This is a genomic window from Lichenicola cladoniae, from assembly GCF_013201075.1.
Lineage (GTDB): Bacteria > Pseudomonadota > Alphaproteobacteria > Acetobacterales > Acetobacteraceae > Lichenicola > Lichenicola cladoniae.
This window is the reverse complement of the sequence record NZ_CP053708.1, coordinates 2,356,176-2,373,424: the sequence shown is the minus strand read 5'-3', so window position 1 is coordinate 2,373,424 and position 17,249 is coordinate 2,356,176. Positions and strand designations below refer to the sequence as shown.

The 17,249-nt window shown below is 67.5% G+C and carries 12 protein-coding genes; 5 read left to right on the top strand and 7 right to left on the bottom strand.

Annotated features, from left to right (window positions below):
• Window positions 1-13: 13 nt before the first annotated feature.
• A complete protein-coding gene (parC, locus tag HN018_RS11020) occupies window positions 14-2,239 on the top strand; it encodes a DNA topoisomerase IV subunit A (protein ID WP_171835444.1) in 2,226 nt (741 codons plus the stop codon).
• A gap of 21 nt (window positions 2,240-2,260) precedes the next feature.
• Here the strand turns inward: parC and HN018_RS11015 are convergent, their stop codons facing one another.
• The 6 genes from HN018_RS11015 to argE form a co-directional block, all read right to left on the bottom strand.
• Window positions 2,261-2,992, bottom strand: coding sequence for an arginyltransferase (locus tag HN018_RS11015; protein WP_171835443.1), 732 nt, complete (start codon window positions 2,990-2,992; stop codon window positions 2,261-2,263).
• A 55-nt stretch (window positions 2,993-3,047) separates the two neighbouring features.
• Complete coding sequence (locus HN018_RS11010) at window positions 3,048-5,384, bottom strand: penicillin acylase family protein (protein ID WP_172443475.1); 2,337 nt, start codon at window positions 5,382-5,384, stop codon at window positions 3,048-3,050.
• Window positions 5,381-6,376, bottom strand: coding sequence for a porphobilinogen synthase (gene hemB, locus HN018_RS11005; protein ID WP_171835441.1), 996 nt, complete (start codon window positions 6,374-6,376; stop codon window positions 5,381-5,383). Before hemB ends, HN018_RS11010 begins: the two co-directional genes overlap by 4 nt.
• 83 nt (window positions 6,377-6,459) lie before the next feature.
• A complete protein-coding gene (locus HN018_RS11000) occupies window positions 6,460-7,956 on the bottom strand; it encodes an amino acid permease (RefSeq protein ID WP_408886777.1) in 1,497 nt (498 codons plus the stop codon).
• 176 nt (window positions 7,957-8,132) lie between these two features.
• Window positions 8,133-9,191 (bottom strand): M14 family metallopeptidase, encoded by a 1,059-nt coding sequence (locus HN018_RS10995; protein WP_171835440.1) that lies wholly within the window; start codon window positions 9,189-9,191, stop codon window positions 8,133-8,135.
• Window positions 9,188-10,357 (bottom strand): acetylornithine deacetylase, encoded by a 1,170-nt coding sequence (argE, locus tag HN018_RS10990; RefSeq protein WP_171835439.1) that lies wholly within the window; start codon window positions 10,355-10,357, stop codon window positions 9,188-9,190. Before argE ends, HN018_RS10995 begins: the two co-directional genes overlap by 4 nt.
• Window positions 10,358-10,478: 121 nt before the next feature.
• On the opposite strand from argE, the gene HN018_RS10985 reads away from it, so the two are divergent.
• Together HN018_RS10985 and HN018_RS10980 are read left to right on the top strand one after the other, a co-directional pair.
• Complete coding sequence (locus tag HN018_RS10985) at window positions 10,479-11,753, top strand: glycosyltransferase family 4 protein (protein WP_171835438.1); 1,275 nt, start codon at window positions 10,479-10,481, stop codon at window positions 11,751-11,753.
• Window positions 11,750-12,952 carry a glycosyltransferase gene (locus HN018_RS10980; RefSeq protein ID WP_171835437.1) on the top strand — a complete coding sequence of 401 codons (1,203 nt, stop codon included), beginning with the start codon at window positions 11,750-11,752 and terminating at the stop codon, window positions 12,950-12,952. The genes HN018_RS10985 and HN018_RS10980 overlap by 4 nt, the downstream gene beginning before the upstream one ends.
• Here the strand turns inward: HN018_RS10980 and HN018_RS10975 are convergent.
• The gene (locus HN018_RS10975) at window positions 12,928-14,061 is read right to left on the bottom strand and encodes a DEAD/DEAH box helicase (RefSeq protein ID WP_171835436.1); all 1,134 of its coding nucleotides are present in this window, start codon (window positions 14,059-14,061) and stop codon (window positions 12,928-12,930) included. The genes HN018_RS10980 and HN018_RS10975 overlap by 25 nt on opposite strands.
• Window positions 14,062-14,212: 151 nt before the next feature.
• On the opposite strand from HN018_RS10975, the gene HN018_RS10970 reads away from it, so the two are divergent.
• Both HN018_RS10970 and HN018_RS10965 read left to right on the top strand, forming a co-directional pair.
• A complete protein-coding gene (locus HN018_RS10970) occupies window positions 14,213-15,250 on the top strand; it encodes a mitochondrial fission ELM1 family protein (protein WP_239479220.1) in 1,038 nt (345 codons plus the stop codon).
• 4 nt (window positions 15,251-15,254) lie between these two features.
• The gene (locus HN018_RS10965; RefSeq protein ID WP_171835435.1) at window positions 15,255-17,147 is read left to right on the top strand and encodes a hypothetical protein; all 1,893 of its coding nucleotides are present in this window, start codon (window positions 15,255-15,257) and stop codon (window positions 17,145-17,147) included.
• Window positions 17,148-17,249 lie beyond the last annotated feature (102 nt).

Genomic DNA, 17,249 nt, shown 5'->3' with positions numbered 1-17,249 from the left:
TGAGGAGAGCGTGATGGCGGCCGACGTGGCAGGACATATTCTGGATACGAGCCTCAGCGAGGCGCTGAGCGAGCGGTATCTCGCCTATGCGATGTCGACCATCATGTCGCGGTCGCTACCGGATGTCCGGGATGGGCTGAAGCCGGTGCATCGGCGGCTGATCTACGCGATGCAGCAATTGCGGCTGGATCCGACCGCGGGCTTCAAGAAGTGCGCCCGCGTGGTTGGCGACGTGATCGGCAAGTATCACCCGCATGGCGACGTGGCCGTGTACGAGACGCTGGTCCGGCTCGCGCAGGATTTCGCGGTGCGTTATCCGCTGGTCGAGGGCCAGGGCAATTTCGGTTCGATCGACGGCGATAACGCGGCCGCCATGCGATACACCGAGGCCCGGCTGACCGAGGTCGCTAAGGCGCTGCTCGAGGGGATCGAGGACGACGCGGTCGATTTCCGCCCGACCTATGACGGGGAGGAAAGCGAGCCGATCGTGCTGCCATCGGCGTTCCCGAACCTGCTGGCGAACGGCGCGGCCGGCATCGCGGTCGGCATGGCCACCAGCATCCCGCCGCATAATGCCGGCGAGGTCTGTGCGGCGGCGCTGCTGTTGGTGAAGGACCGGAACACCAGCCTCGACGCCTTGCTGGCCCAGATCCAGGGTCCCGACTTCCCGACCGGGGGGCTGATCGTCGAGGAACCAGCCGCCATCCGCACCGCCTACGAAACCGGCCGTGGCGGGTTCCGCCTGCGGGCCCGCTGGACGCGCGAGGAGGGCCGGTTCGGCACCTGGCAGATCGTCGTCACCGAGATCCCGTACCAGGTCCAGAAGTCCCGGTTGATCGAGCAGATCGCCGAGCTGATGGAGCTGAAGAAGCTGCCGCTACTGGGCGACATACGCGACGAGAGCACGACCGACATCAGGCTGGTCCTGGAGCCCAAGACCAAGGGCGTCGAGCCGGAAGTGCTGATGGAAACGCTGTTCCGCGCCACCCAGCTCGAGACCCGGTTCGGACTGAACATGAACGTGCTGTCGTCCGCAGGCGTGCCGCGGGTGATGGGGCTGCGCGAGGTCCTGCTGGAGTGGCTCGACCATCGCCACGTGGTGCTGAAGCGTCGCAGCGCGCATCGCTTGAGCGCGGTGCAGCGACGCCTGGAGATCCTCGACGGGTTTCTCGCGGTCTACCTGAACCTCGACGAGGTGATCCGGATCATCCGCGAGGAAGACGAGCCGCGCGCCGGGCTGATGCGGACCTTCGAGCTGACCGAGCTGCAGGCGGAGGCGGTGCTGAACATGCGGTTGCGCAGCCTGCGCCGGCTGGAAGAGGTCGAGATCCGCAAGGAGCATACCAAGCTTGCGCACGAGCAGGACGAGCTGAATGCCCTGCTCGACGAGACAGGGACCGGCCCCCGGCTGCGCTGGAAGCGAATCGGGCAGGAGATCGAGCGGGTGCGCAAGCAGTTCGGCTCCGGCCCACTCGGCGACCGGCGCAGCACGTTCGCCGATCCTCCGAAGCCGTTCGACCTGTCGGCGATCATGGCGCTGGATCGCGAGCCGATCACGGTCATCCTGTCGCAGAAGGGATGGATCAGGGCGATACGCGGCCACCAGATCGACCTGGGCGCGCAGAAGTTCAAGGAAGGCGATGGGCCGCGACCCGATCTGGGCGTGCTGGAGTGCCAGACGACCGACCGGGTGTGCCTGTTCGCGAGCGACGGAAGGGCCTTCACGCTGCGGGCCGGCGACCTGCCGCGTGGGCGCGGTGATGGGCAGCCGATCCGGCTGATGGTCGAACTCGGCAACGAGGGCGAGGTGATCGCGCTGTTCGTGCTGCAGGATGCCGCGCGCTATCTGCTCGCGGCATCGAGCGGGCGCGGGATGGTGATCGAGTCCGCGGACCTGGTGGTGGAGAAACGCACAGGCAAGCAGATCCTGAACCTGAAGCCGGGCGAGACCGCCGTGGCCTGTATCGAAGCGGCCGGCGATCAGGTCGCGGTGCTCGGCGAAAACCGGCGGCTGCTGGTGTTCCCGTTGAGCGAGGTGCCTGTGCTCGGGCGCGGCACCGGTACGACGCTGCAGAAGTACAAGGACGGAGGCCTGAAGGAGGTCCGGGTATTCGCATCGAAGCCGGGACTGGTCTGGGTGCCGGGCGCGAAACTACGCTCCATGGCCGATCTACAAATCTATGTCGGCAAGCGTGCCGAGCCAGGCAAGGCAGCGCCGAGCTGGATTCCGCGGTCCTAGCACCACACGGGCGCGGACGGGTCAGTCCGGCTGCTGCTCCAGCTCGCGCCAGGCGCCCATGCTGAGGATCTCGCTCGGCCGGAAGCGGGCCTTGTAGGCCATCTTCCGGCTGTCTGCGACCCAGTAGCCCAGATAGACGTGCGGCAGCTCAAGGGCGCGGCAACGGTCGATCAGCCACAGGATCGAAAAACTTCCAAGCGACCGGTCGGCTAGCTCGGGGGAAAAGAAGCTGTAGACGGCGGAAAGCCCGTCGCCGAGCCGATCGGTCAGGCAGACGCCGATCAGCTCGTCCTCGGGATCGCGGAACTCGACCAGGAAGGTCTCGATCGGGGTGTCCTCGATCATCGCCCGGTAGTCGTAGAAACTCATCGATGCCATGTCGCCGTCGCCGTGGCGCGCCTGCTGGTAGCGCTTGAACAGCGCATATTGCTCGGTCGTCGCGCGAGCGGGGACCTCGAAGCCGTCGATGCCGATATTCCGCTTGAGGATGCGGCGCAGGGTACGACCCGGCGCGAATCGCGCCACCGGGATACGAATCGGCACGCAGGCGTTGCAGGAAGGGCAGACCGGGGCATAGGCGATGTTGTGGCTGCGCCGGAAACCGGCGCGCGACAGCCGGTCATGCAAGGCCTCGGCGTCGGGGCCGGCGATCTCGGTCACCACCTTGCGCTCGGTACGCCCGGAGACATACGGGCAGGGCAATGGTGCTGTGGTGTAGAAGAATTGCGGGCGTCTTGGCGGTGTGTAGGTCATGCCGATTGCGTCCGGTCTCCTGTCGGCTTCCTCGCAGTTCGATCCATCATCCGGTTCAGCCGCCTGCAGGCAGAAGCGAGATGGTGGCGTCGACGCGGCGGGCACTGTGTCCGATCGTCATGGTAGAGCCCCCCGCCCAAAGCTGCATTAAATTCCACGCGTTGCTGCTCATCCAATTCCCGGACTGTCCCGGCGCGACGATGAACCGGCTCCGCTCCGGATCGGCGAGGTCGTAGTCGCCCCGATAGGAAGCACCGTGCACGGCCCGGAAATCACCAAGTAGGCCGCTGCCGCCGCGGAGCAAGGTGCTGTCGTCGCCACCTATGGGGATATCACGGTGGGCGATGGCGCCGACCAGCGGAATCGCACGCAGGAACGCATTATCGAACATCGCATGATGCGCTGTGCCCCAGCGCCAGCCTGCCGGGTCGGCGCCATGGGTCGGTGTGAGAGCATGCATCGACGTGTCGAGCGCCGCGGCCAGCATCGGGGTGCAGTCGCCGCCGCACCAAGCACTGCCGGCCGAACGCAGCAGCAGGTCGGCGACATCCTCCCAGCTTCCGGCTGCACCGGCCGGGACCCCCTCGCGGGCCAGCACGTCGCCGACGAAGCGCTGGATCCACGCGTTGAAGATCAACGGCTGCGGACGAACCGGGTCCATGCTGCCGTCCCAGCCGCGAAGCAGAGAGAGTGCGCGGAACTGGAGGCTGGCGGGATCGAGGTAAAGCGGCCGGCCCAGTAGCGGCGGCAGCAGGTGTTGCGCGAAGGCGCTGGTCGGGTCGTTCTGCATTCGGACGAAATCGTCGATGTCATGGGTCGGCGCGGCGTCGAGCAGGGTGCGGATCCGGCTGGCCCGCCAGGGTGCAGGCCAGTCGTGGCCCATGAAGACCGGGAAGCCCGGCGGTGCGGTGCGTTCGTTGCCGTTGAGGATACGTCCGCTTGAGGGCGAGACGATGGTGGGCAGGGCGGTGCCCGAGGCATGGCCGATCCAGTCATGCAGGCCGTCCGCGCCGTCGGATGCCACGCCGCCGTCGCCGGATCGCCGGATCGGCACCTCACCGGTGGTGAACAGGGCGATACGGCTGCGGTCGGCGACCAGGAGGTTCTGCACCGGCGTCGAGATCAGCGCGGCCGCGCGTCCGGCGGCATCGATGTCGTCGGCGACGTCGAGTGCCGCGAGGCCGGGAGCCGCATCCTCGGGTCGCAAATTCTCCATTGCGGCGGCGATGATCCGGCCGCCGCTGGAACCTCGAAGGATATCGCTGATGACCGGGCCGTGGCGCGTCGTCCGGATCGTCATGACGATATCCGGCGCGCCCCGCACGCGGATGCGTTCGTCGCGCGTCTGGAACGGCTGCGGACCGGTCGGGGTCACATAGCGTCCGTCGGAAAGCGGGGTCTCGATGAACAGGTCCTGGCAGTCGGCGCTGCTGCTGGTGAAGGTCCAGGCGATATGCCCGTTCTGGCCGATCACCAGGAACGGCACGCCGGGCGCGCTGGCTCCGGTCAGCACATGGCCGGGCACGGCGATGCGGACGAGATACCAGATGCTCGGGAAGCCGAAGGCCAGATGCGGGTCGCCGGCAAGCAGGGGCGCGCCGGTGCGGCTATGGGCGCCATCGACCGCCCATTCGTCGGAAGCTTCCTCTGGCAGCGTGTAGGGAGCCGGGAACCGGGGTAGCGCATCGGCCAAGCGGCTCGCGAGCCGGGACAAGTCAGGATCCGCGCGAGCGGCTTCGGGCGACGGCGTCTCGGCGTGGTCGGGTCGGAGTTTCAGCAGCCGATCGGGTGCGACGTGGGCGGGCGTGGCGAGGCGGGCGAGCTCGGTGTGCCAGTTCTCGGCGAGGCTCAGCCCCATCAGCCGGCCCCATAGCAGGGAGTCGGCTGGGCTCCACGGCTCCGGGGCGCCGATCAGCAGGAACTCGGGCGAGATGAAGCGGCCGCGTGCGGCGATGGCGGCGTTGACGCCACGTGCGTAGCCGTCCAGCAGGTCGCGGGTTGATTTGGGCAGCATCGGGTAGGCGGCTTCGGCCAGTCTGCGGAGGCCGAGAGTGCGCATCATCCGGTCGATCGGCAGTCCGGCCGGCCCGGCCAGTTCGGAAACGCGGCCGCTGCCGACGCGGCGCATCAGCTCCATTTCGAACATGCGGTCGCGTGCATGCAGGAAGCCGGTGGCGACCGCGGCATCAACCAGATCGCCGGCATCGATCCGCGGGATGCCATGCTCGTCGATGGTGATCGAGACAGGGTGCCGCAGACCTGCGAGGCGTAGCGTCTGGTGCGCCGGTGGCAGGGTGTGCCACAGGGTGCCGCCGATCAGCACGCCGCCGAGCAGGATCACCGATCCGATCGTGGCACCGACGCCGAGAAGGATCCGGCGCATCCGGGTCATGTGTCGCGGAGTTGCCTTGCGGCGTCGACTGCGAAGTAGGTCAGGATACCGTTGGCGCCGGCGCGCTTGAAGGCGATGAGGCTCTCCATCATGGCGCGATCGCGGTCGATCCAGCCATTGTTGGCTGCTGCCATGATCATCGCGTACTCGCCGGACACCTGGTAGGCGAAGGTCGGCACCGCGAACCGGTCGCGGACCCGGCGGATGATGTCGAGGTATGGCATGCCCGGCTTCACCATCACCATGTCGGCGCCCTCCAGAAGATCGAGCTCGACCTCGCGCAGGGCCTCGTCGCTGTTGGCCGGGTCCATCTGGTAGGTTCTCTTGTCGCCCTTGAGCAGGCCGCCGGACCCGAGCGCATCGCGGAACGGACCGTAGAACGCACTGGCATACTTGGCGGCATAGCTCATCAGGCGCACGTGGATCAGGCCGCGTTGGTCGAGAGCCTCGCGGATGGAACCGATGCGCCCGTCCATCATGTCAGACGGGGCCAGGATATCGATTCCGGCTTCGGCCTGGTTGATCGATTGGCGCACCAGCACCGCGACGCTGTCGTCGTTATGCACGTAGCCGTCGCGGATGACGCCGTCATGGCCATGAATTGTGTACGGATCGAGGGCGACGTCGCCGATCAGGCCGAGGTCGGGAAACTCGCGCTTCAACAGGCGGGCGGCGCGGCACATCAGGTTGTCGGGGTTGTCGGACTCGGTGCCCTCCTCGTCGCGCTTTTCGATCGGCGTCATCGGGAACAAAGCGAGGGCAGGGATGCCGAGGCGCGCTGCCGGGGCTACATGCGCCGCAAGCCGGTCCAGGGTAACGCGCTTCACGCCGGGCATCGAGGAGACCTCGCTCTCGATATCGTCGCCTTCGGTCACGAAGATCGGCCAGATGAGGTCGTCGACCGACAGGTGGTTCTCGGCAACCAGACGGCGGGTGAAGCCGTCATGGCGGTTGCGACGAAGGCGGGTGTTCGGAAAGCGGCCGACCGTCATCAGTGAAGCTCCGTTGCGGTGGAGCTATCTTTTACGGTGCGGCCATCCGGTTCGAAAGACGGCCGCACCGAAAGACCCGCGTCTCAGGCCGGACGGACTTTCGGATCGTGCCGCAGCCGGCTGTGGTGACGGCTGTAGCCGAAATACACCGCGAACCCGATCAGGAGCCAGACGACGAGACGGACCCAGGTCAGCCCGTCGAGCGAGGCCATGATCGCAAAGCACGAGAAGATGCCGAGGATCGGGACCAGCGGACCGAACGGGACGCGGAAGCCACGCTCACGGTCGGGCTCGCGGTAGCGCAGGATCAGCACGCCGATGCACACGATGATGAAGGCCAGCAGGGTGCCGATCGACGTCATGTGGCCGAGTTCGCTGATCGGCAGGAACGCGCACAGCAGGCCGGTCAGGACCATGAAGAACAGGTTCGAGCGCCACGGTGTTTGCCAGCGATGATGCACGGCCGAGAAGAAGGGCGGCAGCAGGCCGTCCTTGGACATCGCATAGAACACGCGTGACTGGCCGAGCAGCAGGACCAGCAGCACCGAGGTGAAGCCGCAGAGGATGCCGAAATTCACGGCGACCTTGAGCCAGACATAAGGGGTCTGATCGATGGCGGTGGCGACGGGCGCCGGGTCGTTCAGCATCAGGTGGTAGTTCAGCATGCCGGTGAGCACGCCGGAGAACAGCACGTAGGCCAGCGAGCAGACGGCGAGGCTGCCGAGGATGCCGATCGGCATGTCGCGCTTGGGGTTCTTCGCCTCCTGGGCGGCGGTGGAAACCGCGTCGAAGCCGACATAGGCAAAGAAGATGGTGCCGGCCGCGCGCATCACGCCGGAGAAGCCGAAATGGCCGAAGGTCCCGTCGTTCGGCGGGATGAACGGGATGTAGTTGGCGGTCTTGATGTAGGGGATGCCGAGCGCGATGACCGCGACGATGACGCAGAGCTTGATCGCGACGATGACGTTGTTGACGCGAGCCGACTCCGAGACGCCCCGGATCAGCAGCATCGAGACCGCCACGATGACGAACACCGCGGGAAGGTTGATCAGTCCGACGGCGCTGCTGCCGTCGGCGAGGTGGACGGTCTCGAACGGCGAGGCGCACAGGCGGGGCGGTAGGGAGATGCCGAAGGTGCCGAGCAGCTTGACCAGGTAGCGGGACCAGCTGACCGCGACGGTCGCGGCGCCGACCGCATATTCCAGCACCAGGTCCCAGCCGATGATCCAGGCCACGAACTCGCCGAGGGTCGTGTAGGCGTAGGTGTAGGCGCTGCCGGCGATCGGGATCATGCTGGCGAGCTCGCTATAGCAGAGCCCAGCGAAACCGCAGCCGATCGCGGCGATGAGGTAGGACAGCACGACGGCCGGGCCGGCATTTTCTGACGCGGCGATGCCGGTAAGCGAGAACAATCCGGCACCGATGGTGCACCCGATACCGAGTGCCACCAGCGCGCCTGGGCCGAGCGCCCGCTTCAGGCTGGGCCCGGCATCGTCATAGACGCCCCCCTGCTGCATCTGGTCGATGGACTTGCAGCGCCAAAGCGGCGACGCAGCTCCCACCTCTGTCGATTGGGACATGGTGCGAGTCTCTCCCTGTTCATTCTTGTGTTTGAAATTGGACGTCCCAGGCATTGGGCCGTCGTCGGAACGTTTGTGCAAGTGGCCCCGCCTTGCACCCTGCGTGCCAAGGCGGGGCCGGCGCCGCCCATATCGGCGTGAGGCCAGCATGCCGATATGGGCGAAACACCTATCGCCTAGATGTCGGGCAGCAACCGGGCCAGTCGGACGGCGGTATGCCCCCTGCTTGGACGCAGGCTCGGCATCACCAGCAGGCAGTTGTCGTAAGGGGTGCGGATCTCCTGGGCACCGTCATGGCCGATCAGGGTGTCGCGATCGCGGATCACCTCGCCGCCCCGGAACGACTGGATGAAGCTGAAGCTGGCGGTGGAAGCGGTGACCACGCGCGTGACCTCGGCACAGTGCTGGCGAGGGACCGGGCCGGGCAGCGGCGCGGCTTCCGCCATGCCGGCGCCGCACAGCAGGGCGCGAACGGCGATCCGCGCGGTGTCGACGGTGATCGGTTCCCAGTGCGGGCCGGCCTCGATCAGGCAGGCGACCCGGCTATCGTCGGGGTTGGCGAACATCCGGTAGTCGATCAGGCGCGGGCCGCTGTTATGGCCCTGGTCGGACACCACCATCGAAGGCGTGCCCAGGGTGCAGGCGAAGCGGCGGCCCTTGGCGGTCGGGCCGCTCAGGATCAGCGGGTCCGACGGCCAGAGCATCGAGTGGAGGTCGACCAGGATATCGACGCTGTCGAACAGGGTGCGCAGCTCGCGGGCACGGTTCAGTTCGACCGACTGACGCGAGCTGTTCAGCACGGCCTGGTCCCAGAGCCGGTTCATGTCCTCCTCGACGAAGCGCGAGGCGGTCGGCTGGGTGGCATCGAACCGATCGAAGGCGGCCAGGTTGAGGAAGCCGATCGAAAGCTTGCCGAGCAGCGGCCGGAAGTTCTGCCGCAGCAACTCGTCCAGCACGATCGCGCCGGCAAACTCGTTGCCGTGCATCAAGGCGGTGACGGCGACATGCGGCCCAGCCTGACCCGAGTCGAACTGCATGACGCCGCGGGTGCCGGTATTGCCGGCCAGCCATGGCGCCAGATCTGGCGGGCGCAGGCGCACGTCGAAGCGCGGCAGCGGCGGGATATGGGCGAGACGATGCGCCAGTCCGGAAAAATTCGCCTGATCGTAGCTATCGGTCGGCGTCAGCTCGGTGCTGGTGGCATCCGGCCCGATCGGTTCGGGCGTGTCGGTCATGGACGGGTGCACCGCGAGGCTATGCGGCGGATGAAGGCGTCGCAGGCCTCGAGCTGGCTGAGCGCCACCCACTCGTCGGGCTTGTGCGCCTGCGCGATGTCGCCGGGGCCACAGACGATGCTCGCAATGCCCGAATTCTGGAATATGCCGGCCTCGGTGCCGTAGCTGACCTTGCCTTCCCGGTTGGCACCGCTTGCCTGTTTGACGAGGTCGACCAGCTCATGGCCCGGGTCCAGGGAAAGCGGCGGCAGGTCGTGCAGCGGCTCGAACAGGAAGCCGGAGTTTGGATCGACCGCATGCATCCAGGGCTCGATCGTATCGGTGACATAGGCCTGGAGTGCGGCGAGCTCGGAATAGGCATCGTCGCCGGGGATGGTTCGCCACTCCATCTCGAACACGGCGCGATCCGGGATGATGTTCAGGATCGAGCCGCCTTCGATCAGGCCCACATGGATCGTGCTGTGTTCCGGCTCGAAGCCGGCCTCGCGCCGGCCTGAGGTGGCGAGCCGGCGGGACTCGGCTGCAATGCGGGCGATCGCCTCGGCGGCGGCGTGGATGGCATTGACGCCGAGCGCCGGCTGGCTCGAATGACCGCCACGGCCCTTGACCGTGACACGCACCGACAGCCGGCCCTTGTGGGCGATGATCGGCTTCATCATCGATGGCTCGCCGACGATGCACAGAGCGGGCCTGAGCGCCCCGGCTTCGAGATCCTGCACCAGGATGCGCGCGCCTTCGCAGTCGACCTCTTCGTTGAAGCTGATGAACAGGTGGACCGGGCGGACCAGCTTCATCGCCAGCAGGTCGGGCACCGCGGCGAGTGCGGAGGCGACGAAGCCCTTCATGTCGGCGGCGCCGCGCGCGAACAGGCGGCCATTCCGCTCGACCAGGGTGAACGGATCGCTGCTCCAATCCTGCCCCTCGACCGGCACGGTATCCACATGACCCGACAGCGCGAGGCCCCCTGCGACCGGCGGGCCGATCACGGCGTGCAGGTTCGCCTTGGTGCCGGTCGGGTCGTGGGTGATCCGGGTCGAGACGCCATGGTCATCGAGATAGCCGCGCATCCAGTCGATAAGATGCAGGTTGCTGTTGCGGCTGGTCGTGTCGAAGCCGACGAGTTTCGCCAGGATGCCGGTCGTCGATTGAGGCGGCGTGTCTCGCATGGCGGCAGTCTATACGGGAGAGGTCGTGCGGCAATGGCTCGCCGCGGTGTTGCTGTTACCGTTCGCTTCCCTTTACGCTCTTGTCGGGAAATGCAGGCGCATCCAGTGTCGGGTGAACACCATGACAACACCGAACTCAGCACTGCATCCGCTGCACCGGGCCTGGCAGATGCTGCCGCCCTCGACGCGCCGGCTCTGGCTTGCGCGGGCAACCGCCTGGGTTGCTCCGAAGCCGGATGCGGTGCCGCCGCCCGCCTGCGATGGCGTGGTGGTCGGCGGCGAGATCGGACGGGCCTCGGGGCTTGGCGAGGGGGCGCGGATCATGAGCCAGGCGCTCGAGCGGCTCGGGGTGGCCAATGCCGCGATCGAGGCCGGTCCGCGGTTGCCGGGAGCCGAACGGGCCGTCGAAGCCGGACACAGCGCTGCCGGATGGCCGGACCGGGCGGCTCTCATCCTGCATGTGAATGCGCCGCAGTTTCCGGCAGCGCTCGCCGGACTCGGCCGGCGTCGCGTGCGGGGAAGGCGTATCGTCGGGAACTGGTCCTGGGAGCTGCCGGTCGTGCCGGTCAGCTGGCATCCGGCGCTGGCATATGTTCACGAACTCTGGGTGCCGTCGCGCTTCACGGCGGCCGCATTCGAGAAGCTGCTTCCCGGCCGCATTCGCGTCGTGCCGCACGCGGTGGCCCTGGTGCCGCCGGTGGCGTCCAGGCTCGACCGACAGGCATTCGGATTGGCCGACGACGTGGTCGTGGTGCTGACGTCGTTCAGTCTCGCGTCGAGTTTCGCGCGCAAGAACCCGCTGGCAGCGATCGCAGCGTTCAAGCAGGCGTTCGGTGATCGTTCGGACCGGCTGCTGCTGCTGAAGGTTGGAAACTCCGAACATCATCCGGGCGATCTGGCACTCCTGCAGCAGGCGATCGCCGGTGCGCCAAATATTCGGCTGGAGACGAGGATGTTCCCGGAGGCCGACATGCACGCGTTGACGCAGGCCTGCGACATCGTGCTGTCGCTGCATCGCAGCGAGGGATTCGGGCTGGTGCCTGCGCAGGCGATGCTGTTGCGGCGGCCGGTGATCGCGACCGACTGGTCGGCCACGTCGGAGTTCCTGGACGCGGGGTGCGGAGTGCCGATCGGATACCGGCTGGTGCCGGCGCAGGACCCACGCCGGGTATTCGAGGCGCCTGGAGCGGTCTGGGCGGAAGCGGATGTCGGTCAGGCGGCGATGAACCTGCGCGAACTGGCAGACTCGCCGGCGCGTCGCGGGGCCCTCGGTGGCGCTGCCTGGGAGGCCGCCCAGGCCCGCCTGGGCGGTGACGGGTTGCTGGCGGCACTTGCGGCGATCGGTGTCCGGGACCGGAACGGCGACGCGCGCCAGGATCGGGACCGCGCTGCATGAGCGACGGTCCGATCCGCTCGGGAACGCGGGTGCTGGTGTGGCAATGGGGACGCCGTGGGGCGGGACCGCGCGTTGCCGCGGAAATGGTGCTGGGCCTGGCCCGGGTTCCCGACTGTACGGCGATGCTATCGCTTTCGACAGGGGCGGAGATGCTGAACGCCCATTCACCGGCGGATGTGGCGCTGCCGGTCTCCACCTATCGGAATGCTCCCGGGTTCGTCGCCCGCGTGCTGGCGGCGCCGTTTCGCCGGCGGTCTTTGCTCCGCAGGATCGCGGCGCTGGCGCCCGATGTGGCGATCTGTGCGATGCCGGGGCCGCTCGATCTTGAGATGGCGTCCGCGCTGAAGCGGCTCCGCGTGCCGTTCCTGGTAGTGGTGCATGACGCGGATCGGCATCCGGGCGATGGGTCGATGATGCAGATGCTGCTGCAACGGCAGCTGATGGCCCGGTCGAACGGGCTGATCGCGCTGACCAGGCACGTCGCCGACAGGCTTGCCGAACAAGGTGTCATCGGAGCGCGGACGCTGCTGATGGCGAGCCTGCCGCCGTTCGTGTTCGGGCCGCAGCCCGCTGCACCGCTCGCGCATGGTGGCAAAGTACGACTGCTCTGCTTCGGGCGGCTGCTTTCTTACAAGGGCCTCGACCTGCTGGCCGAGGCGCTGGCACCTGCGGGACTCGTCGGTCGGGTGGAGGTCAGGGTGGTCGGGCAGGGACCGGCCAGCGCCGAGCTGTCGCGACTGGCGGGGCTACCCGGCGTGACGGTCGAAAACCGTTGGGTGCCGGAGACCGAGATTGCCGACCTGATCGCCTGGTCCGACGCGGTGATCCTCCCCTACCGGGAGGCCAGCCAGAGCGGTGTGGCCGCCGCCGCGATCGCCGCGCGACGATGGGTGGTGGCGACCCGCGTGGGCGGCTTGGTCGAGCAGTTCCGCCACGAACATCTGGCGATCATGTGTGCGCCGGACGCGAGCGACCTGCGGCGGGCGATCGAGACATTGCTGACGAGGCCACCAGCCCTGGAGGCGGCACCGTCCGACCCGCGCCGGGGATGGCTCGGTGTGGCGACCGAACTGATGAACGGGATCGGCAGCCAGGTGCTTGGGCGAGGGGTCGGGGGGAATCAGGATGATCGGTTGGGCGCCGAGCCCTTGGAGGCGCGGCCAGGGCAGGCGCTTCAGGCGGCGCTACGGACTTCGTAGACCCGCAACCGGGTGCCCAGGAGCTTCTCGATGGCCCGCAACAGCGGCCGTTCGGGCGCGGCGCACAGGGTGATGGCGATGCCGGCGGCACCGGCACGGGCGGTGCGCCCGACACGATGGACGTAGGCCTGCGGGACCTCCGGCAGGTCGAAATTGACCACGTGGGTCAGGCCGTCGAGGTCGATGCCGCGCGCGGCGACGTCGGTTGCGACGAGCACCGGGAAGCCGCCCTTGCGGAACGACGCCAGGGTACGGTCACGCTGCGGCTGGCTCTTGTCGCCATGGATGGAGGCGGCACGGATGCCGGCCTTGTCGAGGGCCTCGACGACCTCGTCGGCGGACTGCTTGGTGCGGGTGAACACCAGGGTGCGGGTCATGCGGCCCCGCTTGAGCAGTTCGATCAGGGTGGCACGCTTGGCGCCGGCCTCGACGAAGATGACGCGCTGCTCGATTCGGTCGGCGGTGGTGGCTTCGGGGCTCGCCGCCAGATGCAGCGGATTATGCAGCATGCGCCGGGCCAGGGCATCGATCTCGGGCGGCATCGTTGCCGAGAACAGCAGGGTCTGGCGCATGTGCGGAACCTGCGAAACGATGTCCTCCACGTCCTCGAAGAAGCCGAGATTGAGCATGTGGTCGGCCTCGTCCAGGACCAGGATCTCGGTCTCGTCCAGGCTGATGGTGCCGCCGGACATGTGATCGAGCAGCCGGCCCGGCGTGGCGACCAGGATGTCGATGCCGGCAGCGGCGTGCTTCGACTGCGGCGGCTTGGGAACGCCGCCATACATCGTGGCGACGTGCAGCTTGGTGCGGCGGGCATAGATGCGGACCGCGTCGCAGATCTGGCTCGCGAGCTCGCGGGTGGGCGACAGGATCAGGGCGCGGCAGGTATGGGGGTTGGCGACCTTCGGGTTCGCCAGCAGCCGGTGCAGGATCGGCAGCGCAAAGGCGGCGGTCTTGCCGGTCCCGGTCTGGGCAATGCCCTGGACGTCGCGGCCTGCCAGGATCGGCGGGATCGCCTGGGCCTGGATCGGCGTCGGCACGGTGTAGCCAGCCCTCTGCAGGGCATCGAGCAGGGGATCGGCCAGGCCGAGGGAGCGGAAATCTGTCATGGAAATGGCCTTCCGCGGGCAGAAGCCCCGCCTCGGACGGCGATGTTTGGCGGTGCGGTCAGGCGCCTGTCAAGATTATGTGCAGATTGGGCCGGGCAGGGTCGTGGCGCCGCAGATTGACGCAGGATCGGGGCGCTCCCACAAGCGCGGCATGCAGAACGATATGGTGCAGCCGACAGACCAGCGCGAAAACCAGACGCGTGCCGGGGCTGCGGCACCGCAAGAGGTGACCCCGGGGGTGATCCTGACCGAAGGCTATGCCGGGCTGGAGGCGCAGGCGCTCGGGCTGGCACAACGGATCGGGGTCACGGCCGCGACCCGGACCTTGCGCTCGGAAAGGCCTTGGACCTGGATGCCGGCGCGCTTCTGGCCGAAGCCGCTCGATCATGTCGGCGGTCTGCATGATCTGGCCGACGGGCTGGTGCTGACGGTAGGCGGGACCGGCGGTGCGATCGGGGCCGCGCTCCGCCGCGAGCGTGGCCGCCGCGTCGTGCAGATCCAGAACCCGCGCATGAAGCTCGACCGGTTCGATCTCGTGGTCGCCAACCGGCATGACGAGATCACCGGGCCGAACGTGCTGCTGACCCGGACGGCGCTGCATAGGGTGACGCCCCCGGTGCTGGAGGAGGCACGGCTGGTCTGGCAGGACCGGCTTGCCGGGTTGCCGCGACCATTGGTGGCGGTGCTGGTCGGCGGCGCGAACGGGCGGTTCAGGCTCGGCGCACCGGAGGCGCACGCATTGGCCGCCGGCCTGGCCGCGATGATGCGCACGGATCGGGTCGGGATCGCGTTGACGCCATCCCGGCGCACCGGAACCGAAGTTCGCGGCATCCTGGAGGGCGCATTGCAGCCGCTCGGCGCCTGGATCTGGGACATGCAGGGACAGAACCCCTATCTCGGGCTGCTCGCTTGCGCGGACGCGATCGTGGTCACGTCGGACAGTGTCTCGATGGTGTCGGAAGCGGCCGCGACGCACGCGCCGGTTCTGGTCGCTGAGTTGCCGGGACGCTCGCGCCGGATCGGGTTGTTCCTGCGGGACCTGATTGACGCCGGTCGCGTTCGACCGTTCAACGGCAGGCTGGAAACGTGGGACGCGACGCCCCTGGACGATAGCGACGCAATTGCGGACGAGGTGTGCCGGAGGCTGGGCCTGACGGGTCCAAACCGGTATCCCGAGCAGGAAGTATAGACGAATGCTTGATATCCAGACCTACGATGCGCGCCAGGGCGGCAACGTCCTCTACAAGGCACTGGCCCATCCGCTGGCAGCCGAGGCTCTTTCCGTACTCGGGGACCGTTTGCGCCGGCAGGGCAGCCTGGCGGTGTTCGATCCGGACGGGGCGGCCGACATGCTGTTCGCGCTGCATCCGGACATGCCGCGCGTGTCCGAACTGTATGTGCAGGATGTGTCGTCGGTCGGACGGGATGCGCTCGGGACGAGTGCGCGGCCGCTGACGGAGCTGTCCGGGTCGCGCGCGGCGACGCTGCTGATCGCCAGTTTCGACGCCGGCCGGGTCCTGGCGCGCATGGGTGGGATGGTGCCGCAGGGCATGCAGGTCGTGACGCTGGACGAGGCTAGACTGAAGCCGGAGATGCTTACCGGGTCGCGCGCGTATCTCGACCGGTTGAATTTCGCGACGAACTACGCGTTCTTTCGCGATGCGGACGGGCTGTCGACCCGGCTGGTGAGTGCGAACTATTGGGCCAATTACGGTGCACGGCAGGTCCGGCTGTGGCTGCGCCTGTTCGACGGATCCGGACGGCCGCTCGCGACCTGGGAAGAGACGGTTCCGTCTGGCCCGGGCGGGATCATGATCGAGAGCGGCGAGGTCCGCCGGCGCTTCGAGCTTCCCGAGTTTTCGGGGCAGCTTTTCATCCATGCGATCGGCGTCGCCGGCCATGATGTCGTGAAATATGCGCTCGATACCTACGACAACGGCCAGGGCGCGGGCGGGCGCAGCCTTTCCGTGACGCACGATGCGAACGCTTGGCCGTCGGACCGCTATGCCAACCTGCCGGCACCGCGTGCGGACGAGACGGTCAATCTATGGGTGCAGAACAGCCACGCCGTGCCGATCCCGGCCGGTGCCCTGAGCCTGGACCGCATGGGTGCCGAGGCGCCGGTCGTGCTGCCGTTCGAGGTTCCGGCCTATGCGAGCATCGCGGTCGATGTGGCGGCGCATCTGCCGGGGCTCGAATGGCCGGCACAGATCGAGCTGCGCGCCGGCCGGCACATGGTGCGGCCACGCTACGAGGTGACGCGGACCGGACGGAAGCGGATCGCGCACCTGAATGTCGAGCGGGCGGACCTGAGGGCGGACCCGGGCATTCCGTTGCTGCCGCCGTCGCTGGGGCGGGGCTACCTGCTGCCGTTCCCGATCCTGCCGCCGGACCAGTTCCGCAGCATCGTGCAGCCGACGCCGATGGGCGAGCGGCAGGTGGACCTGCCGCTGCGGCTCGACGTGTTCGACGTCGAGGGCCGCAAGGTGGCGGAACGGTTCCTGGGGCGCCTGCCGCGGGATCATGACGTCGCATTCGATCTTGCGGAGCTCGGTGCACCGGAAGGACATGCCGACCTGGTCTATGACTTCCGTGACGGTGGAAGTGCGGATGGGTGGCTGCATGCACTGGTGCGGTATGAAAGCCTGAGCAGCGGACATGTCGCGGAGACCAGTTTCGGGGCCCACATCTTCAACACTGCGATGACCTACCTCGACGAGCCGCAATCCTATTCCGGGCCACCCCCCGGTTTGTCGACGCGACTGTTCCTGCGTCTCGGGGACCGGCGGCGGCATAGTTTCGCGGCGATGATGTATCCGTCGTCGGCGCAGTGGCACCCGCGGTCGAACACGCAATTGTTGCTGCATGACAGCGCCGGCGAGCTGGTCGCCGAGCGGCCGATAGAAATCGCGTGTTCGGGTTCGATGATGGTGTGGCCACACAAGCTGTTCAGCGCCGAGGAATTGGGGCTGGCGGGACCGCGTGGCTACGTGCTGATCCGTGACACGACCTGTCGCCTGTTCGGCTATCACGGGTTGATGGATGACGAAGGATCGTTCTCGCTGGACCACATGTTCGGATTCTGACGGTCAGCATTGACAGAGTGTAATTGAGCGGGTGCGATCAGTTTCCCGGTATTTCTCGGGATGTCGGTCATGCTTGCATTATCTGGGGAGTAGTTGCCTTAC